This is a genomic window from Alteromonas sp. W12, assembly GCF_001924945.1.
Classification (GTDB): Bacteria; Pseudomonadota; Gammaproteobacteria; order Enterobacterales; family Alteromonadaceae; genus Alteromonas; species Alteromonas macleodii.
Genome location: NZ_LQXH01000009.1, coordinates 289,580 through 309,008, shown reverse-complemented (window position 1 = coordinate 309,008; position 19,429 = coordinate 289,580). Strand labels below are relative to the sequence as shown.

Annotated in this window: 19 protein-coding genes; 12 read left to right on the top strand and 7 right to left on the bottom strand. The window is 44.6% G+C overall.

Going from position 1 to position 19,429, the window contains the following annotated elements; genetic code table 11:
- Window positions 1–54 precede the first annotated feature (54 nt).
- From truA to purF, 6 genes are all read left to right on the top strand, one after another.
- Complete coding sequence (gene truA / locus AWH61_RS14920; RefSeq protein ID WP_014949946.1) at window positions 55–846, top strand: tRNA pseudouridine(38-40) synthase TruA; 792 nt, start codon at window positions 55–57, stop codon at window positions 844–846.
- A 309-nt stretch (window positions 847–1,155) separates the two neighbouring features.
- Window positions 1,156–2,001, top strand: coding sequence for an acetyl-CoA carboxylase, carboxyltransferase subunit beta (accD, locus tag AWH61_RS14915; RefSeq protein ID WP_014949945.1), 846 nt, complete (start codon window positions 1,156–1,158; stop codon window positions 1,999–2,001).
- Window positions 2,001–3,332: a bifunctional tetrahydrofolate synthase/dihydrofolate synthase gene (folC, locus tag AWH61_RS14910; RefSeq protein WP_083605968.1), complete on the top strand. Its 1,332-nt coding sequence runs from the start codon at window positions 2,001–2,003 to the stop codon at window positions 3,330–3,332. Before accD ends, folC begins: the two co-directional genes overlap by 1 nt.
- Window positions 3,333–3,378: 46 nt before the next feature.
- Entirely contained in the window at window positions 3,379–3,999 is a 621-nt protein-coding gene (locus AWH61_RS14905; protein ID WP_075177482.1) for an SPOR domain-containing protein, read from the top strand.
- A gap of 160 nt (window positions 4,000–4,159) precedes the next feature.
- Complete coding sequence (locus AWH61_RS14900; protein WP_014949942.1) at window positions 4,160–4,648, top strand: CvpA family protein; 489 nt, start codon at window positions 4,160–4,162, stop codon at window positions 4,646–4,648.
- Between the two features lie 14 nt (window positions 4,649–4,662).
- Window positions 4,663–6,186: an amidophosphoribosyltransferase gene (gene purF / locus AWH61_RS14895; protein WP_014949941.1), complete on the top strand. Its 1,524-nt coding sequence runs from the start codon at window positions 4,663–4,665 to the stop codon at window positions 6,184–6,186.
- 76 nt (window positions 6,187–6,262) lie between these two features.
- Here the strand turns inward: purF and AWH61_RS14890 are convergent, their stop codons facing one another.
- Entirely contained in the window at window positions 6,263–6,862 is a 600-nt protein-coding gene (locus tag AWH61_RS14890) for a Yip1 family protein (RefSeq protein WP_014949940.1), read from the bottom strand.
- A gap of 217 nt (window positions 6,863–7,079) precedes the next feature.
- On the bottom strand, window positions 7,080–7,856 hold the full coding sequence (gene miaE / locus AWH61_RS14885; protein ID WP_075177481.1) for a tRNA isopentenyl-2-thiomethyl-A-37 hydroxylase MiaE: 777 nt from the start codon (window positions 7,854–7,856) through the stop codon (window positions 7,080–7,082).
- Window positions 7,857–8,036: 180 nt separating this feature from the next.
- Between miaE and AWH61_RS14880 the strand changes: the two genes are divergently transcribed.
- Together AWH61_RS14880 and AWH61_RS14875 are read left to right on the top strand one after the other, a co-directional pair.
- Window positions 8,037–8,624, top strand: coding sequence for an acyl carrier protein phosphodiesterase (locus AWH61_RS14880; protein WP_075177480.1), 588 nt, complete (start codon window positions 8,037–8,039; stop codon window positions 8,622–8,624).
- 150 nt (window positions 8,625–8,774) lie between these two features.
- Complete coding sequence (locus AWH61_RS14875) at window positions 8,775–10,391, top strand: S10 family peptidase (protein WP_083605966.1); 1,617 nt, start codon at window positions 8,775–8,777, stop codon at window positions 10,389–10,391.
- A 133-nt stretch (window positions 10,392–10,524) separates the two neighbouring features.
- On the opposite strand, the gene AWH61_RS14870 is transcribed toward AWH61_RS14875, so the two are convergent.
- Window positions 10,525–11,457 (bottom strand): LysR family transcriptional regulator, encoded by a 933-nt coding sequence (locus AWH61_RS14870; RefSeq protein WP_170870515.1) that lies wholly within the window; start codon window positions 11,455–11,457, stop codon window positions 10,525–10,527.
- Window positions 11,458–11,556: 99 nt separating this feature from the next.
- On the opposite strand from AWH61_RS14870, the gene AWH61_RS14865 reads away from it, so the two are divergent.
- Entirely contained in the window at window positions 11,557–12,570 is a 1,014-nt protein-coding gene (locus AWH61_RS14865) for a zinc-binding alcohol dehydrogenase family protein (RefSeq protein ID WP_075177559.1), read from the top strand.
- Between the two features lie 76 nt (window positions 12,571–12,646).
- Window positions 12,647–13,408, top strand: coding sequence for a TerC family protein (locus AWH61_RS14860; RefSeq protein ID WP_039225280.1), 762 nt, complete (start codon window positions 12,647–12,649; stop codon window positions 13,406–13,408).
- A 64-nt stretch (window positions 13,409–13,472) separates the two neighbouring features.
- Here AWH61_RS14860 and AWH61_RS14855 read toward each other — a convergent pair whose 3' ends face one another.
- Entirely contained in the window at window positions 13,473–14,468 is a 996-nt protein-coding gene (locus AWH61_RS14855) for a YhdH/YhfP family quinone oxidoreductase (protein ID WP_075177478.1), read from the bottom strand.
- A 220-nt stretch (window positions 14,469–14,688) separates the two neighbouring features.
- Here AWH61_RS14855 and AWH61_RS14850 point away from each other — a divergent pair, with 220 nt between their 5' ends.
- Entirely contained in the window at window positions 14,689–15,129 is a 441-nt protein-coding gene (locus tag AWH61_RS14850; RefSeq protein WP_075177477.1) for a winged helix-turn-helix transcriptional regulator, read from the top strand.
- A 212-nt stretch (window positions 15,130–15,341) separates the two neighbouring features.
- Here the strand turns inward: AWH61_RS14850 and gtfA are convergent, their stop codons facing one another.
- The 3 genes from gtfA to AWH61_RS14835 all read right to left on the bottom strand — a co-directional run bounded on the left by gtfA (window position 15,342) and on the right by AWH61_RS14835 (window position 18,376).
- Complete coding sequence (gtfA, locus tag AWH61_RS14845; RefSeq protein WP_075177476.1) at window positions 15,342–16,838, bottom strand: sucrose phosphorylase; 1,497 nt, start codon at window positions 16,836–16,838, stop codon at window positions 15,342–15,344.
- Between the two features lie 372 nt (window positions 16,839–17,210).
- Entirely contained in the window at window positions 17,211–17,390 is a 180-nt protein-coding gene (locus AWH61_RS14840) for an oxidoreductase-like domain-containing protein (RefSeq protein WP_014949928.1), read from the bottom strand.
- A gap of 230 nt (window positions 17,391–17,620) precedes the next feature.
- Window positions 17,621–18,376, bottom strand: a complete 756-nt coding sequence (locus AWH61_RS14835; RefSeq protein WP_075177475.1) for an SDR family NAD(P)-dependent oxidoreductase — start codon at window positions 18,374–18,376, stop codon at window positions 17,621–17,623.
- A 127-nt stretch (window positions 18,377–18,503) separates the two neighbouring features.
- Here AWH61_RS14835 and AWH61_RS14830 point away from each other — a divergent pair, with 127 nt between their 5' ends.
- The gene (locus AWH61_RS14830; protein WP_249922656.1) at window positions 18,504–19,394 is read left to right on the top strand and encodes a LysR family transcriptional regulator; all 891 of its coding nucleotides are present in this window, start codon (window positions 18,504–18,506) and stop codon (window positions 19,392–19,394) included.
- Window positions 19,395–19,429: the final 35 nt, after the last annotated feature.

Sequence of the window (19,429 nt, the reverse complement as noted above, 5' to 3'; positions counted from 1 at the left end):
TTGCAAGCGACATGACTACACTTAGCGCCTTTTCAGAAACGGGGTAATACAGATATGGGGCGAATTGCCTTAGGGATTGAATACGACGGTGCTGCTGTATACGGATGGCAACGCCAGCGTGAAGTACCAAGTGTTCAAGAACATCTTGAAAAGGCACTATCGACAGTAGCCAACGAACCCATTGAAGTGCAATGCGCTGGACGTACCGATGCTGGTGTACATGCTACTGGGCAAGTGGTTCACTTTAACTGTGATGCACCACGCTCAGAGCGCGCTTGGACACTCGGCGTAAATGCGAATCTGCCTAACTCTGTTGCTGTTACCTGGGCAAAGAACGTCAGCGATGACTTCCATGCACGTTTTTCTGCTACCCATCGCCGCTATCGTTACGTTATTCATAATGCGAAAATGCGCCCAGCTATCCTCCATTCCGGTGTTACCCATATTCACCGCGAATTAGATGAGAAAAAAATGCATGTTGCCGCACAAGCCTTGCTAGGCGAGCAAGACTTTACCTCGTTCCGCGCAGCGCTTTGCCAAAGTAAAACGCCATTTCGCAACGTTACTGATGTAAGCGTATATCGCCAAGGGCGATACGTTATAATTGATATTCGAGCCAATGCTTTCTTGCATCATATGGTTCGCAATATCACGGGCGCGCTTGTTGAGATTGGGGCAGGGGAGCAAGACGTAAATTGGATAGCTCACTTGTTAAGCCTGAAAGACAGAAGTAAATCTGCAGCTACGGCGAAGCCAAATGGGTTGTACTTGGTCGACGTCACTTACCCTGACGAGCACGGTTTACCTAAGCCGCCTTTAGGACCACTATTCCTTCCAGAAGCCTAATCTATCTACCTTCGCCTTTAAATTTTTCAATCTAAGTTAGCTGCACATCGCCTAGCAGTTAACTCAGGTTGTATTGAAGCGTGTATCTTCAAATCATCCCCTGCCAACTTCTAAGACCAGTTTTGTTTTTTCCATTTCGTTGTATTGTGGTCTAATAGCGCGCTATATTAGGTAGCTGTTCTATTGTGTTACGTATTTTTTCTTTGTAATACAGTATGAAACTTAAAAAATTAATGTGTTGTTGACCACAAGTATGAACAAACATCAATCGTCATGGTCGGCAAACAAAAAACAAAGGATTCAATTTCCATGAGCTGGATTCAAAAAATTCTTCCTCGCACGCAAACATCAACCAAAGGTAACGTACCAGAAGGTATCTGGACGAAGTGTGGTTCATGCCAAGCAGTGCTATATAAGAGCGAACTGGAAAAACTTCAGGAAGTTTGCCCTAAATGTGACCATCACATGCGTATTACGGCGCGCCGCCGTATCGATGCGTTCTTAGACGATGGCGATCGCGTTGAGTTAGGTGCAGAGCATGAGCCACAAGACGTACTTAAGTTTAAAGACTCTAAGCGCTATAAAGACCGTATCGTTGCTGCACAAAAGGCAACGAACGAGAAAGACGCACTAGTGGTAATGCAGGGCAAGCTAAAAGGTATGCCGGTAGTGGTTGCGTGTTTTGAGTTTGCGTTTATGGGCGGCTCAATGGCATCGGTTGTAGGCGCTCGCTTCGTTGCTGCTGTTAATGCATGTTTAGAAAACGATATGCCGCTTATTTGCTTTAGTGCAAGTGGTGGTGCACGTATGCAAGAAGCATTGATGTCGCTAATGCAAATGGCTAAAACATCTGCAGCGCTTGCTAAAATGAGCAAGAAAGGCCTGCCTTATATTAGTGTACTTACCGATCCTACAATGGGTGGTGTATCTGCAAGTTTGGCGATGCTTGGTGACGTAAACGTAGCCGAGCCAAAAGCGCTAATCGGCTTTGCGGGTCCTCGCGTAATCGAACAAACAGTAAGAGAAAAGCTGCCTGAAGGTTTCCAACGCAGTGAGTTCCTTGTTGAGAAAGGTGCAATTGATATGATTGTTGACCGCAGAGATATGCGTGATAGATTACACAGCCTGTTGGTTAAGTTGCATTATAAGAATTAGTGAATAACGAAAACAATCTAAATACTGGCTCAGCGCCACACGCAGAAAACGCCTCAGCGTCTTCATCTTCGCAAAAAAGCCTGAGCCAGTGGTTATCCTACCTAGAATCTATTCATCCTAGCGCCATCGATATGGGGCTAGACAGAGTGAAAGAAGTGGCCAATGCCATGGCACTCTCACTCAGCCAGTCTTTGGTTATTACTGTTGCAGGCACAAACGGTAAAGGCACAACGTGCCGCTTACTTGAGCAGGCCATGCTTTCGCAAGGCAAAAGTGTTGCGGTATACAGTTCACCCCATTTAACCGACTATCGTGAACGCGTGCGTTACAACGGCGAATTACCGCCTGCCGATGAATTTGTAAATGCATTTGAGTTTGTTGAAAGCGCGCGAAAAGACACGGGTGGCGAACCTATTACTCTAACTTACTTTGAGTTCGGTACACTGGCTGCCATGAAAATGATGCAGTCATGGGCTGTTGATGTGGTCATTCTTGAAGTAGGCCTAGGCGGACGTTTGGATGCCACCAACATTATTGATCCCAATCTAGCTGTTATTACGACTATCGATCTTGACCATCAAGATTGGCTTGGTAATACCCGCGAAAAAATTGCTCGGGAAAAAGCGGGCATTATGCGCAAAAACGGCAATGCAGTGGTTGGTGAGCTGTTTCCTCCATCATCGCTTTACGATGTGGCTAAGGAGCTACAAGCTAACGTACGTTGGGCTACACAAGATTTCGAAACAGTGGTAGCAAGTGATTACAGTGAGTGGAGCTGGAAAGGGAAGGGCAATAGTTATACGTCGCTACCTTACCCTAAAATTCCACTTCAAAATGCGAGTACAGCGTTGGCCGCGCTGGAGCTACTAGATTTGCTGCCCGAAGAAAGCGTGGTAAGAGATATTATTGAGAACACCACCATGCCGGGGCGCCAGCAGACTATCAGTGATTCCCCGTTAGTAGTTGTAGACGTTGCCCATAATCCACAAGCGACGACAGCTATGCAAGATTGGCTAAACCGTTACGATGTAAGCCAAATGCGCGTTGTGGTGGGCATGCTAAAAGATAAGTCTATTGCAGAGACCTTAGCGCCACTGGCGACACTTAATGCCAAGTGGTACGTAGCGTCAACGAGTGGTCCTCGGGGCTGCAGGGCAGAAGTACTTGAAAATGCACTTGTTAATGCCGGCACAACCATAGAGAATATAGACACGTTTCAGGACGTGACCTCGGCATATCAGCGCGCGCTTGCAGATTATCAAACTGGTGAACTTATTCTCGTTTTTGGTTCTTTTGTTACCGTAGCAGACGTGCTTGCTGAGCAAAACTAACACGCGCATTGTAGAGTAAAACCGTGTATTCAAGCAGGAGAGCACAGTGACATCGGCATTAAAGAATAGACTGGTGGGGACAATTATTGTTGTCGCCCTAGCGGTAATCTTTTTACCAGACTTTCTTGATGGCAAAAAGCAAACAAACAGAGAACCTTTTGTCTCTGTACCTGCTAATCCGCCTAAAAAGCCCATCGTAGAGCCAGAATCTTTTCCATCAGAGCGCGTAGCGAAAGCTGCGGTGCCAGCGGTTGAAATTCAAGATGAAACGGCATTAGATGATGATCTGGATTCTTCTGGAGCAGAGGAAAGTGGTAGTGCAGGTGAAGCCACTACCGCAAAAGCGCCAGCGGTGAAAACCTTTGAAGAAGAGGACAATCTAGCAAGCCAAACGGTGGTTAATACAAAAAGTGTCGCAGACGATGACGCTGGTTGGGTTATTCAACTTGGCAGCTTCCGACACGAGAAAAACGTGAAGGCACTGCTGACGAAACTGGAAAAGGCTGGGTATCGTGCGTTTAGTCGCAAAATTCAAACCAGTTCTGGCCCGCTTAATAAAGTTTTCGTTGGCCCAGATTTAGACAAGAAAAAACTGGAATCGGCACTACCGCATTTAAAAGAGCTGACGAGCCTTAAAGGTAAGGTCACTACGTTCAAAGTTGAATAGTGCGCATTGTTCCTGGCGCTAGTCGAATTAAGCACGGACAGAGCAACAGGGATTGGTATTACAGACTAGTAATATTTTTATCTTCTGTTAGAATGCGCGCCATCTCGCCAAAGGCTCGTTGCTTTACGATAAAAAGCAACATCAACGCAATAAAGAGACGATGAACTGGGTAGACTTTTCCATACTGGGTATCATTGCGGTATCTACCTTAATAAGCCTGATCAGAGGGTTTGTTAAAGAAGCCATCTCGTTAGTGGTATGGTTTGCTGCACTCTTTATTTCAAGCAATTTCTACGCTGACCTCGCCGTTTACTTCACAGCCATTGACGATCCTTACTTAAAAAACGGTGCTGCAATTGCAGCATTGTTTGTCACCACGCTCATTCTTGGCGGCATGATCAATTACGTGATTAGCCAATTGGTTCAGGCAACAGGGCTGTCTGGAACAGATAGGGCACTCGGTATAGTTTTTGGCGCACTGCGTGGCGTGCTTATAGTTAGCGCATTGCTCTTTTTTATGGATACCTTTACTGGTGCAGCTTCCTCAGATTGGTGGCAAGCATCGGTACTCATTCCAGAGTTTGGTGTCATCATTGAGTGGTTTTTCAGTTATGTGAAAGACTCCTCCAGTTTCTTAAATCCCGCTTGAAATAGGTAACGCACATGTGTGGTATAGTCGGAATAGTTGGTAAAACGCCCGTAGCTCAGTCACTGTACGACGGTCTAACGGTTATTCAACACCGTGGACAGGATGCCGCAGGCATAATGACTATCGACCAAAATATGTTTAATTTGCGTAAGGCAAATGGTTTGGTTCGAGATGTTTTCCATACGCGTCATATGAAGAGGCTGTCTGGCAACATGGGTATTGGCCATGTTCGCTATCCTACCGCGGGTACATCAAGCTCTGCAGAGGCGCAACCGTTTTATGTGAACTCGCCGTTTGGTATTGCTTTTGCTCATAACGGCAACCTCACCAACGCCCATGAGCTACAGGAAGAAGTATTCCGCATTGCACGCCGCCACATCAACACCACCTCAGATTCAGAATTATTGCTTAACATTCTTGCGCATGAACTGCAGCAGGTAGCAGGTTTAAGCGTAAGTGCCGAACACATTTTTGAAGTGGTAACGAAAGTTCATAAGAAAATTCGTGGTGCCTACGCAGTCGTTGCGGCGATCATCGGCCAAGGTATTGTAGCGTTTCGCGACCCGCACGGTATTCGTCCTCTAGCACTCGGTAAGCGTATGAGCGAGCTGGGTGAGGAATGGATGGTGGCATCTGAAAGCGTGGCGCTTGATGCTGTTGGCTTCCAGTTTGTGCGCGATGTAATGCCAGGTGAAGCGGTATTTATTACCGAAGAGGGTCAACTGCACACCAGACAGTGCGCCGAGAATCCAGTAACCTCTCCGTGTATCTTTGAGTTTGTTTACTTTGCTCGCCCAGATAGCTTTATAGATGGCATTTCAGTTTATGCATCGCGTGTAAACATGGGCCGTAAGCTAGGTGAAAAAATTAAGCGCGAATGGGCAGATCTGGATATCGACGTGGTTATTCCTATTCCTGAAACGTCGATGGACGTGGCGCTTCAAATCGCAAACACACTGGATTTGCCATATCGCCAAGGCTTCGTTAAAAACCGCTACATTGGCCGTACTTTCATTATGCCTGGCCAAACCATGCGTAAAAAATCAGTACGCCGTAAGCTAAACGCAATCTCATCTGAGTTCAAAGGTAAGAGTGTACTACTTGTCGATGACTCTATCGTGCGCGGTACTACATCAGGTCAAATCATTGAGATGGCGCGTGAGTCAGGTGCGAAGAAAGTATACTTTGCGTCAGCTGCTCCAGAAATTCGTTTCCCAAATGTGTATGGTATTGATATGCCATCGGCAAACGAGTTGATTGCTTATGGTCGTGAAATCGATCAAATTGCAGAGCTTATTCAAGCAGATGGCCTTATCTTCCAAGACATTTCTGACTTGGTGGATGCCGTTCGCGAAGAGAACGAAACCATTCAGCGTTTTGAAACGTCAGTGTTTGATGGGAACTATATTACTGCGGATATCGACCAAGAGTACCTTGAGCGAATTGATATGTCGCGCGGTGAAGCGTCAAGAAAAGCGCCAGTGGTACAAGCAGAGCTTAGCAATCTTGATGTGCATAATATTGATGCCGCTGATTAATGTAAGACGCTCTTTGATATAACAAAAAGCCGCTTTTTAAAGCGGCTTTTTTAATGCTTTATTTCAATGAAAGAGGCTAGTGAACAAATACTGGTCCGCCGGACAGTCCCCACACCAAAACTGAACCTGTCATTAGAATAACGAGCAATACTAGCCCACATGTCACTACCGAGCTTGAGTAAATGAACCCTTTATCTTCTGGCATATGCATCAAAATTGGCACGCCAGAGTAGAGCAGGTATACCGAATAGCTAATACCGACTAACAGCGCCGTCATCACTACCCAGAGTTCTGGGTAAAGACCTGCGAAGCCCACCATAAACAACGGTGTAGCCGTGTAGGCCGCAAGTTCTAGCGACTGCGTATAAGTTGGCGTCGCATCAAACGCTTTAGCCAACTCATGAATAAGTACAGCCAATGCGACCACGCCTGCAATTAAGCCAAAATACATGCCTATACCCATCATAATGGCGGTATTTTCGCTAAGGCGAATTATGTCACCTGCGCCGATACTCCAGCCAGTATGGGCACTGGAATAATAGGCCACGAGTGAAGGAATGAGAGATATAAAAGCGATATGGGTAAGCGCGTAAAAATAGGTTTCGTGTTTGGTATCAATGGTTTGCCACTCTTCTTTTGGATGAGTGTAAATACCAATTAAATGATTCAAAATCATAAAGTCCTGCCTTATTCACCAACGTTATTATTTTAAAAAATATTGTTGTGAGGCAGGGAGAACACACGGATTAACCGTAAAACCAAGGAAATACAAACACAGCGCAAAGCGCTAAACACTGCCGTTAACAATATGTTTACAAATTGAGTGTGCAGCAGAATTACTAAGCCGTCAATATAAATTGATTAATTTATAAACGGATGCAAAGCGTTAACTTTTAGCGTGGTGCGCCTGAGTGGAAACGCAATTCGTCATCGTCGCTTTCAATCAATGATCTTTCAACGTCTCCGAAGTGGGCAACGCGCTCTGAAATATCAGTTTTAGCGATTTGCCCAGCCAGCGTTAGGTAGTCTTCAAAATGTCTGGCTTCTGAACGCAGCAATGACACATAGAACTTACCTAAATCTTCGGAAACATACGGCGCAAGTTTGGCAAAGCGTTCACAGGAGCGCGCTTCAATGTAGGCACCACAAATGAGCTTGTCGATGAGCTTTTCAGGTTCGTAAGTGCGTACGTGACGCAATAAGCCATTTGCGTAACGACTGGATGTTACCGACTTATATTCAAACCCCAACTCGTGCATAATTTCTAGCACTTGGTAAAAATGATGAAGCTCTTCTTTAATTAGCATGACCATTTTATCAAGCATGTCTTTTTTAAAAGGGTCTAGCCCTTCTGTGTTAAATACATTTTTGGAAAGGTGCTTAGTATTAAGCGATTGCCAATCGCCTTCGTGGCGGTAAGTGAAGTCTTCGTAAGGTTTCAACCAGCCCAGCAATACCTTACTGGTTTCTTCATCGGCCACATAGCGGCGAAGTAGGTACATAGCAGACTGAGCTGCTTTAAGCTCGCAAATTAGGTGGTCAGTAAGGATAACGCGAAGGTTTTCCTCTTTCTGCGCTTCGTCTATCCATGACTGAGGCGTCTCGCAATGTAAAAAGGCATTGATTGGTGAAAGTAGAGACGTGACTTCAAAAGTGGATATTACAGACATGTTGAAACTCAATTTTAAGTGCTATGGTTTTTCAGTTACATTTGAATTTGGCTGCTGCCAACGCTAGTTTCGGCAGTTCGGTTTATAAAAGTACAAATTTAGCGTATCTGAATTGGACCGCAATTTTACTTGATACCAACAAGCCCTTACAACTTAAAATAGAGGCCAATAAATTACAAAATGAATTATCTTGCCCATCTTTTCTTAGCCCGACCAACTGCCGATTCTCAATTCGGTAACTTACTCGGTGACTTCAGGCGGGGTGTTGATATTAAAGAGTTTGGACAAGCGGTACAGCTAGGTCTTAAAAACCACTATGAAGTCGATAGGTTCACCGACAGTCATACCAGCGTCTTAGCAGCAAAGGCGTTATTTCATAAAAGTCGTCGGCGCTTTGCACCTGTGGCGCTAGATATCTACTTCGATCACTTGCTAATTAAACATTGGGCGTCGTTTACAGCACAGGGTTTTGACGACTTCAGGGAACAGAGTTTCGCATTGTTAGAACAGCGATTGCCCACTATGCCAAGAACGATGCAGCACAGTGTTGGGAATATGATAACCCATGACTGGTTTGAAGATTATGCTAAGGAAGAGGGCATTGCTAAGGCGATTGCTGTGGTTGCTAAACGTATTCGTTTCCCCAACACGTTTCATCTTGCTGTGGATGATATTAATGCGAACAGAGACGAGATTGAAGCGAGATTCTTAACGTTTTTCCCTGAACTCATTACACATATCAAAATTAATGGCCCTGAGAATATTTGAAAGGCTTAACCGTGTTACAGAAATGTATCGAAGAAATTGGTCGTTTTGTCGTTCATTGCTAAGCTGTCGTGTGAACAACGATATAGTAAAGCGTGCAATACAAAGACAACACAAAAACGATAAAATTAACGACACTCAAAGATAATAATGATGAATATTCAATCCTTAGTTAGAAATACATCGCCCGTATTATTAAGTCTGGGTAAAAATAAACACAAAGCGCAATCGCACTCGACCCTAGCATGGTTAACGGCAGCCTTAATTGCTTTTGTAAGCTTAACTACCAGTGCTTCAGCGCAAGAAGAAAGCGCATCTGCACATGCTCGTTCAATAAAAATTGATAGCAGTGTAGTGACAGAGCACGAAACTAAAATCCTAGGCAAGCGTGTAAAATACAGTGCCACCACGGGTACTCAACCGGTTTGGAACAGTAAAGACGAAGCGGTTGCCACTTTGTTTTACACTTACTATCAGCGCACTGACGTAAAAGAGAATACTGAGCGCCCGCTTATTATTTCTTTTAACGGTGGTCCAGGCTCTGCGTCAGTGTGGATGCATGTAGCCTACACAGGCCCTCGTATTCTTAATATTGATGATGAGGGCTATCCAGTTCAGCCCTATGGTGTTCAAACCAACCCTTACTCCATTTTGGATGTGGCAGACATTGTGTTTGTTAACCCAGTGAATACAGGGTACAGCCGTGTGCTGCCTAAAGCTGACGGCAGCATGCCATCGCAAGATGAACAGCAGAAAATGTTCTTTGGTGTAAACGCCGATATTAGCTATTTGGCAGACTGGGTGAATACTTTTGTAACGCGTAATAATCGCTGGCGTTCACCTAAATATCTTATCGGTGAAAGTTACGGCACGACGCGTGTGTCAGGATTAGCATTAGAGCTTCAAAATCGCCAATGGATGTACTTAAACGGCGTTGTGCTTGTATCGCCAACCGATATTGGTATAGAGCGCAATGGGCCGGTAAAAGCCGCTAATCGACTGCCTTATTTTGCTGCCGCGGCGTGGTATCACAATAAGCTTGAACCCGCGTTGCAAAACAAAGATCTTACTGAACTATTGCCTGAAGTTGAAGACTTCACCATCAATACGCTTATTCCTGCTCTGGCCAAAGGTGGCTTCATTGGTGAAACGGAAAAGCGCGATGTGTTAACGCAAATGGCACGCTATTCTGGGTTAAGTGAAGCGTCTATTGCGCAAAACAACTTAGACGTGAGCACTGCATTTTTCTGGAAAGACTTACTGCGCGACGAAGGGAAGACCCTAGGTCGTTTAGACAGCCGCTATTTGGGTATAGATGCTAAGCAAAGCGGCGACCGCCCTGACTATTGGGCTGAGCTAACATCATGGCTTCATTCGTTCACGCCCGCTATTAATTACTATTTGCGTGAAGAGTTAAACTACAAAACTGATATTAAGTACAACATGTTTGGAAACGTGCACCCATGGGATAGAAGCAATAATCAAACGGGTGAGAACTTGCGATTGGCCATGGCGCAAAACCCGTATCTGAATGTGATGATTCAAGCTGGCTATTACGACGGCGCAACGAACTACTTTGATGCCAAGTACACGATGTGGCAGCTCGATCAAAGTGGCAATTTAAAAGACCGCTTGAGCTTTAAGGGATATCGCAGTGGCCACATGATGTATCTGCGTCGCGACGACTTAAAACAGTCCAACCAAGACCTGCGCGAGTTTATTAAAATGAGCACACCAGGCAAAGGCATACCTGCTGAATACAAGAGGTAGTGAAAGGCAAATCGCTTAGTTGATAATAGGTATTCTCACATTATTGGGCTGTCATTACTTGGTTAGCGTAACGACAGTCGTTTGTCATTTGTGAGAGAACTGTGGTTTGCACCTCTAACGTCAGCTTAAGCGACTAGTTTTTACTCTCTACCACTACACCAGCTTCCTTGAGCTGCGCTAAACATTCAGCGCAGCGCTCTTTCAGCATATCTCTGAATAGTCTTACTGCTGGAGTAATAGATTGGCGGCTAGGGCAAATCAGCCAAAGCTGTTTCGGTTTAGGTTGATATTCGGGCAACAAGGTTACAAGTCGACCCTTTAAAATGTCGTCGCACGCATCTAAGCCAGATTTAACAGCAACACCTTTACCCGCGACGGCCCAACGCTTTACTATTTCTCCGTCGTTTGCGGTTCTGTTGCCTCGCATTTTTATCTTCAGCGGTGTCCCTTTGTGCAAAAACTCCCATTCGTTATATACCTTGTCGTGTAGTTGGTAAAAAAGCCCGTTGTGTGCTTGCAAGTCTTCAAATTTTTCAGGGGCACCATGAGAGCTGATATAAGATGGGGAGGCAACAAGTAAACTTGGTACATCACAAATTTTGAAACCGTATACATTCGCATCGGTTGGAGTACCGTACCTTAGCGCTAAATCGACGGGATCGCGATAAAAGTCAATGTTGCTGTCACTCAGGTTGAGCTTTACGGTTATTTTGTCATGCAAATCCATAAAGTCATCTAGCCAAGGCGCAATCACATTTCGGCCTAAATCAGACGATAAACCTAACCTAAGCTCGCCCTCAATCACGCCTGTATCGCCCTTTAAGTTCTGCTTGGCATTAGCCAGCATTGACATGGCTTCTTGGCACGTTGGCAAAAACCTTTCACCCGCAGACGACAGACGTAGTGAGCGTGTAGTACGAACAAATAATTCGGCACCAAGGGCCTGTTCTACGCGTTTGACCGCAGCACTTGCGGTTGCTGTACGCATATTCAAATGTGTCGCTGCTGCAGTAATGTTTCTAAATTCAGAAACTTTTATTACTACATTCAAGTCGTCGAGTAACATGGCTTTCAAAAACTATTTGATAATGTTTCTTTTATTGTGCTGTTTATCCAAATTTAATCAAGAGTATGATGATGATATTACTCAAAGGAGAGACAAATGATGAAAGCTATTGGTTATACCCACTCACTTGGTATTAGTGAGCCCAATGCACTGGTGGATATTGACATCGAAAAGCCCAGCGCGTCGGGTCGAGATTTACTTGTAAAAATAAGTGCGATAGCAGTTAACCCGGTGGATTATAAAATTCGTCATCGCGTTAATCCTAATGGAGGTGATCCCAAAATTCTGGGGTGGGATGCAGTAGGTGAAATCGTTGATATAGGCGCTGATGTTACCGAGTTCGCAGTTGGTGACAGGGTTTACTACGCTGGCGACCTTACCAGAGCCGGCTCAAACGCAGAGTTTCAATTAGTTGATGAACGTATTGTCGGTAAAGCGCCTAAGTCTCTGTCAGACAGCGATGCTGCGGCACTTCCTCTAACCACAATCACAGCATACGAATTGTTGTTTGATCATCTTGCTCTAAGGCAACAAAGTGAAAAGAGCGATGAGGTTGTGCTTGTGGTAGGCGCAGCTGGTGGCGTGGGTTCTATTATGCTGCAATTGCTTAAAGTACTAACGGGGGCTACCGTGATCGCCACTGCCTCGCGTGAAAGCTCAAAAAGCTGGGTTCAGGAGTTAGGTGCCGACTACGTAGTGGATCACAGCAAGCCTATGGCTGAGCAAATCAAGGCGTTAAACATTGGTGAAGTGACTCATGTCGCAAGTTTAAATAATACGCACCAGTACATTGAAAGCTTTGTTGAAGTTATGAAGCCAAAGGGCAAACTAGCGCTAATTGACGACCCAGAAAGTCTTGACGTAGCCAAGCTAAAGCAGAAGAGCTTGTCACTTCATTGGGAGTTCATGTTTACGCGCTCAATGTTTGAAACCGACGATATGGCAGAGCAAAGCCGTCTGCTTACTCATGTAGCATCGCTTATTGACGAAGGCAAAATTAGAACTACCGTTGGCAAACACTTAGGTAAAATTAACGCTGCTAACTTAATCGACGCGCACAAAATTTTAGAAGAAGGGCGAGCTATCGGTAAGTTGGTTCTAGAGGGCTTCTAAAGAAAGCGTGCTTGAGATGATATTCCGTAATACTATGCGCTAAATTAGGTGGTTTTGGCTAAGGTTTATAGCGCAAATGTTTGAATGGCTTGCGAGTCCAGAAGCTTGGGTGGCATTAGGCACCTTAATGGCATTAGAGATAGTGCTTGGTATTGATAACATAATCTTTATTTCAATATTGGTGGGCAGGCTACCTGAACATCAAAGAAATAAAGCACGTCAAATAGGCCTTGGTTTAGCCATGGGCTCGCGACTGTTATTGCTATTTAGTTTGGCTTGGGTAATGGGCTTAGTTAATCCGTTATTTAGCCTCTTTGGGAATGAAATATCTGGCCGTGACATTATTTTAGTGTTGGGCGGCCTCTTTCTTATTGCAAAATCAACCCACGAAATACATGCCAGTTTCGAGGTGACCGAAGCATCAACTACGGAAGTAGCAGCTTCTGGTTTTTTCTCAATTTTGGTTCAAATTGCGGTGCTCGATGTTATCTTTTCTCTTGACTCTGTTATCACAGCAGTAGGGTTAGTTGAACATTTAAGCATCATGGTTATTGCTATTGTTGCGTCAGTAGCAGTGATGCTAGTAGCTGCAAAGCCGATTGGCGACTTTGTGGATGCAAACCCAACCATCAAAATGCTGGCTTTATCGTTTTTGATTTTAGTGGGCTTTACCTTAATAACAGAAGGCTTTGATGTTCATGTACCTAAGGGGTATGTTTATTTTGCGATGGCGTTCTCGTTTATTGTAGAAATTCTGAATATTAAGGTTCGCTCGCGAAGAGCAAAGCAGGTCAGCACCATTCACTTGGCTAAAAAAATGAGTAACGACGGGAACTAGTCACTCGTAGGGGCGAGCCAGATAAACCGAAGGCACCATATTAAGGTGCCTTCTTTTTATGTGCTTAGCCTTGAACATTAACCAAAGTACGGCCAGAAATCTGCCCTTTTAAGATTGCGTCTATTTTTTCATTTACGGCATCAAGTGTTACTTCCTCAGTAAGATCGTCAAGACAGTCCAGCTTCCATTCGCTAGCAAGCTTGTCCCACAACCTCAAACGGGGTGGCATAGGGCACTGCACAGAGTCGATACCGAGAAGCGACACGCCTCGTAAGATAAAAGGAAATACGCTTACGTTAAGTTCAGCAGATGCGGTTAGGCCACAGCACGTTACTGTGCCGCCATATTGTGTCGCTTTAATTGCCTGCGCTAAATATTCACCGCCTACCGTATCAATAGCGCCAGCGTATAGCTCTTTTAACATAGGGCGTTCTTTATTTTCCAATAACTCGTCGCGGGTTATCACTTTGCTGGCCCCCAGTGCTTTTAAGAATGCCTCATGCTCCTTTTTTCCAGTGCATGCCACAACCGAAAAGCCAGCTTTGGCCAACAGAGCAACAGCGACAGAGCCCACGCCTCCTGTAGCGCCAGTGACTAGAATATCGCCTTTGTCAGGAGTCACGCCGTGTTCAACCAAGCCTTGTACCGATAGTCCTGCAGTAAAACCTGCGGTACCAATGATCATTGACTCTCTCAACGTAAGTCCATTTGGCTTAGCTACCGCCCATTCACTTGGAATTCTGATGTATTCGCCAAAGCCTCCAGCGGTGTTCATGCCGAGGTCAAATCCGGTGACAATAACTTCGTCTCCTTCTTTAAAGCGATTGTCACCACACGATACCACCGTGCCTGCTGCATCAATTCCTGGGGTATGAGGAAAGTTTCTGCTCACACCTGGATTGCCGGTGGCTGACAGTGCATCTTTGTAGTTAAGCGATGAATAATGCACCTTAATGAGTAGCGTGCCTTCAGGCAAGTCATCAAGTGAACGCTGCGTTACTTTACGCGTAAAGGATTTATCTTCCTGCTTTTCTACAAGCAAAGCTTTAAACGATGTCATACCTGTCTCCGTTAGTCGAATGATTACGCTACCCATTGTGACGATATATAAACTTTGCGCAAGTATGCACTTTTTAGTAGGGTAGTATCCTAAAAGATACTATTGGCGTGATGTAAACCCTTTACTCGATTTAACAAAGACCACTGACATCAATGCTGACATTAATAATAAAGCCTTTTACGTAGTGAATATGAACGTAATTACTCTAAGAGGGAGTAGTATGACCGCAACTTTGAACAGTGTAATGGCAGAGGAAAGTGATGTGACATCAGACATTGATAATAACGCCGTCCTAAAAAGCCAGAAACAAGATAATGCGCCCAATGCTGCAGAAAATAAGAACGACTCAAATCAATACATTTGTGGCGTAGCAGTATCCCTTGAGATAATAGGCGGTAAATGGAAAGGGGTTATTTTGTGGCACCTTTGCCATAAAACGCTACGTTTCAGTCAGTTGCGTAGACGATTGCAAGGCGTTACCCAAAAAATGCTTACACAGCAGTTAAGAGAGTTAGAGCGTGATGGGTTGGTAAACAGGAAAGTGTATGCAGAAGTGCCCCCTCGTGTAGAGTATTCTCTGACCGATTTAGGCCGTACACTAGAGCCAACTTTACGTCAGCTATGTGACTGGGGTAGGGCGTATAACGACGACTACAGATAAGACACCAACACAAACTAATACGTCGTTTAGGTAAACGAGTACTGAGTTAATTCACAACAATACCAGTTCTTCTGGTGGGGCTTGTAATACTTAAATCGTAATGGCTAATCCAAGGTTTACGTGCCGCTAATGCGTTTAAGCGCATTGACGACACGTGTTAATTCCTGAATAGCTGAGCGCTAAGTAGCTAAACTATCGCTAAAGATTGCGCTTTAATCAAGTAGCGTGTTGATTGACAATACGCTTTCTTCACCATTATCCACCGTATGAATAGTTGCATCCATTGTGCTGAAGTTCACGTTTAGTGACGCCGCATGGTTGCCGTTTTTCCACGAAAGCACGAATACGTTGTTGACGTAACTCACGTCAAATACACCGTTAAAAGCATCGCTTTCGTTTCTTAGCCTAATAAGCTGCATCAAGCCTTTAACCACTGGCTTTTCAACGGCTTCTTTTACCATGGCAGTAGACAAGTATGGGCGGTTGATGTCGCGGCCAACATTGGTTTTAGCAAGTAACGCCATGTCATTGTGCGCAGCAAGCAAGCCACCGTAATAAACTTGAGGGATACCCGGGCTAAAAAATTGAATGGCGCGTGCAACCAAATAAGCGAAGTCATCTTTACCTAACGCATCGTAATATGTGCAGTTTACCTGGTAAAGGTCTACATTATTTGCAGCGGCACCGGTGGCTTTTTTAGACTCGCCATTGGAATTTTCATGTATTTGGTCAACGAGCGAATTAATCGCATCTGCGGTAAGCAGGCCTGGTTTGTCACCATTCGCGCCCACGTCAACAATGCCGATGCCATCGTGAGTATCTAGCACGGTAAAGCAGTTACGTGGCGAAATTGAAAGCCAGTATGCCAATGCCTCTGCATTTTTAGAGAACAAGGTGTGTAGTACAAGCGGAGGTAAAGCGAAGTCGTAAACACTGTCGCAACGCGCAGCAATATCAATTTGAGTTTGATAGTGACTGTGTATTTCGACCAAACACTGCATGCCCATACCACGTGCGCGGTTTGATAATTCTTCGATAAATTCGAAGGTTTCTTCAAGCATAAAGCAGTTCGAACCTGCGCGTTTAATTGCATAGCCCGCCGCATCTAAGCGAATAAGATCAACATTACTTTCAGTAAACGACTGAAGAATAGAAGATAGGTAGTCTTTGCCTAACTGTGACTCCACATCAATATCAATTTGATTGGAGGTAAAAGTTGTCCAGAACGGCACGGTTTCAGGGTTACCAGTCTCTGTGCCCACCTCGTAATCGCTGAAAAACGGTGTGGGTCGAGGGCGGAACACTTGTGCTATTTGTTCGTCAATTTGCGTTTGATCGTTGCCCTTAAAAATATCTTCCTTGGTTAAGAACAGCGGCCAATAACTCGATTCGCGCCCGTTTTTCAGCACGTCTTTAAACGCTTCACTTTGCCCCGACATATGGTTAACAATGAGGTCGGCCATGATATCTACCGATTCGCCAAGCTTTTTGACGTTCTCCCAATCGCCCAAGCGCTCATCGACCAAGGTATGATCGATAGGATCGAAACCCGCGTCTTCACCATCGTAAGGGTAGTAAAAAGGAAGGATGTGAACACCCGTAAACAGGCCACCTAACGGGCCCTGAAGTATGCTTGTTAGACTCTCGATGTTGCCATCGCCTAGTCGGTCTGCATAGGTGATTAGTTGAACGCCATTGCGTATAGACATGATAACTCTCCAAAATTCAGCATGCGCTTGCTCGTACTTCTCTTACGTATCGCGAGCACACATTACTACGAATTAAGCACTACCAGTTTGGCAGATTAAAAATTAACCATGTAACGGGTTTAGCTTAATTCTTAATCTTCTGTTATTGACTGACCAAATTTGGTTGAGACTCACAGAAAATCAAAATCTTAATCGATTAAGATAAAATAGCAGTAGAATAGAAATTTGTAAATGAGAAGTTTAAAAAATGGAACTGTCAAACGCTCATGCGGCGGTTTCAATTAGGCAAGTTCTAAGACAGGGTAGCTCGTTCAAGGGCTGTTCAATAGTAGGAAATAGCGAACACGGTACTCTAAATACGAGTTCGGATCGCTAGTCTGGAGATCTTGTGTCTGATGACTCATTATTCGCTAACTCGTCAAATTCTCGCTTTGCTTCCTTCCACTTAGCGAGCTTCTCGTAGTATACGTCCCAAATACATGGGCAACACGAACCTCCGCCGCAACAATCGTCTCTTAAAGGTTTCTCTGGTTCTTCGGGTAGCGACTTCATAGCACTTATCCTCGACTTTCTTCCTTAAAAATATCTAAATCTCAGATAATATTTTCAAGGCTTAACAATATCCTCACGTCCAAACCTAATGTTTAAGCGCAGGGAATACAACTTTGCCTGTGTATGTTACTCCTTATGATACGCCTTTGCAGCTTGAAAGGTTACAAAGGCGTTTAACCTATTTTCGTTAATAAGTGAAAGCTGACATCAACGCCATCATGCTAATGGTGTTACAACTTCATACCACCAGATGCCTCAATCCTTTGGCCGTTAATCCAATAACTATCGTTACTTAATAGCGCTGCCATAACGCCACCTATATCTTCGGGTTGGCCAACGCGGCCCAAAGCGGTCTGAGAGGCTATAGCATTATTGACTTCGCTATTATCGCGAACATAGCCACCGCTAAAGTCAGTCTCAATGGCACCTGGAGCCAGGGTGTTTACTCTAATTTTACGGTCTCCTAACTCTGCAGCCAGGTAACGACTCATGACCTCTATGGCTCCTTTAGCCATACCGTAGGCGCTGTATCCTGGGAAGCAAAATCTTGCCAAACCAGAGGAAACATTCAGTATTGCTCCGCCATCCTCAATAATAGGTAACAGTGTTTGGGTTAAAAAATATGGTCCCTTCACATGCATATCAAATAGCGTATCGAACTGTTTTATACTTGTTGCTGTAAAAGAAGCATTTAGACCAACGCCGGCGTTATTTACCAGATAGGTAATAGCCTGTTTGCCAAATTGATTTTTCAGGACGTCTTTAAGCGTAACCAGAAATTCCGGGAACGAATAATGCGAGGAGGCAGTGTTAAGGGGCAGGGCACAGGCTTTTCTTCCAATGCTCTGAATCTCTTTAACAACCTCATCGGCCGCTGCTTCGTTAGTGTTATACGTGATAACAACGTCTATCCCTTTTTTCGCCAGTGCTAATGCGCCAGCGCGCCCAAGACCTCGACTTCCACCTGTTATTAATGCAATCGCCATTGTTATCTCTCTTTGTTGGTTAATTCGTAGACGATTATATTGACTAAAATTGGTATGAAAAACCTACCTAAAGCGATAACATTGTTCTTATTTGGTGAACAATAGGCGAAAGATGGACAGGTTCGATATGCTTACACGGTTTGTAGAAACCGCGAGATTGGGAAGCTTCAGTGCGGCGGCCGCACTTCTTGGTTTACCGAAATCGAGTATTTCTCAAGCGGTAACAAATCTTGAAAAGCAGTTGGGCACGCGCCTTTTTAACCGAAGTACGCGAAGCGTTTCTCTCACCTCTGATGGAGAAACGTTTTTGCCGCAAAGTATTGCCTTATTGAGTGAATGGGACGCCTTACAATCACAATTCATAACGTCAGCAGACAGCGTAAGTGGCGAGCTTCGTATCGATATGCCAAGCCGATTTGCAACCAATATTCTGCTTCCCATTTTAGGTGAGTTTATCTCTACTTACCCCAAGATTACGTTGCGAGTAAGCAGTGTCGATCGCAAAGTTGACCTTATTAAAGAAGGGTTTGACTGTGTGATTAGGGTTGGTGCATTAGCGGATAGCAGTTTGGTTGCCCGTCGCCTTTTAACTTATCCAATTTATAACTGTGTAAGTCCTGATTATGCGACGAAGTGGGGCGTACCGCAGTCGCTGGAAGATTTAGCTAATCACAAGCTTATTGATTATTCCCATACCCTAAGTCACAAAACACCAGAATTTGAATTTATGAAAGGTGAAGAACTCCAAACTGTCGAAATGCAAAGCTTGTTAAGTGTTAACAGTACCCAGGCCTACTTCGCGGCGTGCGCAAGTGGATTAGGTATTGCGCAAATTCCAAGTGTGGGGGTTGAGTCAGAGCTGAAAGAAGGAAAACTAATTCGTGTGCTTCCTGAATTCGAGGCCCAGGCGATGCCGGTAAATCTTCTGTACCCCTCTAGAAGACAAATGCCACTTCGGTTAAAAGTATTTTCAGAATGGTTAGTTGATAAATTACGTGAAAACAAAAAGCCCTGTTGAATTACAGGGCTTTGGGTGTTGTGTCGTGTTAGCTA

Excerpts from the sequence above, each read along its gene's own strand:
- truA (WP_014949946.1), top strand. The coding sequence starts at position 55 with ATGGGGCGAATTGCCTTAGGGATTGAATACGACGGTGCTGCTGTATAC.
- AWH61_RS14830 (WP_249922656.1), top strand. The coding sequence starts at position 18,504 with ATGCTTACACGGTTTGTAGAAACCGCGAGATTGGGAAGCTTCAGTGCG.
- AWH61_RS14890 (WP_014949940.1), bottom strand. The coding sequence starts at position 6,862 with ATGATTTTGAATCATTTAATTGGTATTTACACTCATCCAAAAGAAGAG.
- purF (WP_014949941.1), top strand. The coding sequence starts at position 4,663 with ATGTGTGGTATAGTCGGAATAGTTGGTAAAACGCCCGTAGCTCAGTCA.
- miaE (WP_075177481.1), bottom strand. The coding sequence starts at position 7,856 with ATGTCTGTAATATCCACTTTTGAAGTCACGTCTCTACTTTCACCAATC.
- AWH61_RS14840 (WP_014949928.1), bottom strand. The coding sequence starts at position 17,390 with ATGAAGTCGCTACCCGAAGAACCAGAGAAACCTTTAAGAGACGATTGT.
- AWH61_RS14865 (WP_075177559.1), top strand. The coding sequence starts at position 11,557 with ATGAAAGCTATTGGTTATACCCACTCACTTGGTATTAGTGAGCCCAAT.
- AWH61_RS14870 (WP_170870515.1), bottom strand. The coding sequence starts at position 11,457 with ATGTTACTCGACGACTTGAATGTAGTAATAAAAGTTTCTGAATTTAGA.
- accD (WP_014949945.1), top strand. The coding sequence starts at position 1,156 with ATGAGCTGGATTCAAAAAATTCTTCCTCGCACGCAAACATCAACCAAA.
- AWH61_RS14860 (WP_039225280.1), top strand. The coding sequence starts at position 12,647 with ATGTTTGAATGGCTTGCGAGTCCAGAAGCTTGGGTGGCATTAGGCACC.
- AWH61_RS14875 (WP_083605966.1), top strand. The coding sequence starts at position 8,775 with ATGAATATTCAATCCTTAGTTAGAAATACATCGCCCGTATTATTAAGT.
- gtfA (WP_075177476.1), bottom strand. The coding sequence starts at position 16,838 with ATGTCTATACGCAATGGCGTTCAACTAATCACCTATGCAGACCGACTA.
- AWH61_RS14900 (WP_014949942.1), top strand. The coding sequence starts at position 4,160 with ATGAACTGGGTAGACTTTTCCATACTGGGTATCATTGCGGTATCTACC.
- AWH61_RS14850 (WP_075177477.1), top strand. The coding sequence starts at position 14,689 with ATGACCGCAACTTTGAACAGTGTAATGGCAGAGGAAAGTGATGTGACA.
- AWH61_RS14855 (WP_075177478.1), bottom strand. The coding sequence starts at position 14,468 with ATGACATCGTTTAAAGCTTTGCTTGTAGAAAAGCAGGAAGATAAATCC.
- AWH61_RS14835 (WP_075177475.1), bottom strand. The coding sequence starts at position 18,376 with ATGGCGATTGCATTAATAACAGGTGGAAGTCGAGGTCTTGGGCGCGCT.
- AWH61_RS14880 (WP_075177480.1), top strand. The coding sequence starts at position 8,037 with ATGAATTATCTTGCCCATCTTTTCTTAGCCCGACCAACTGCCGATTCT.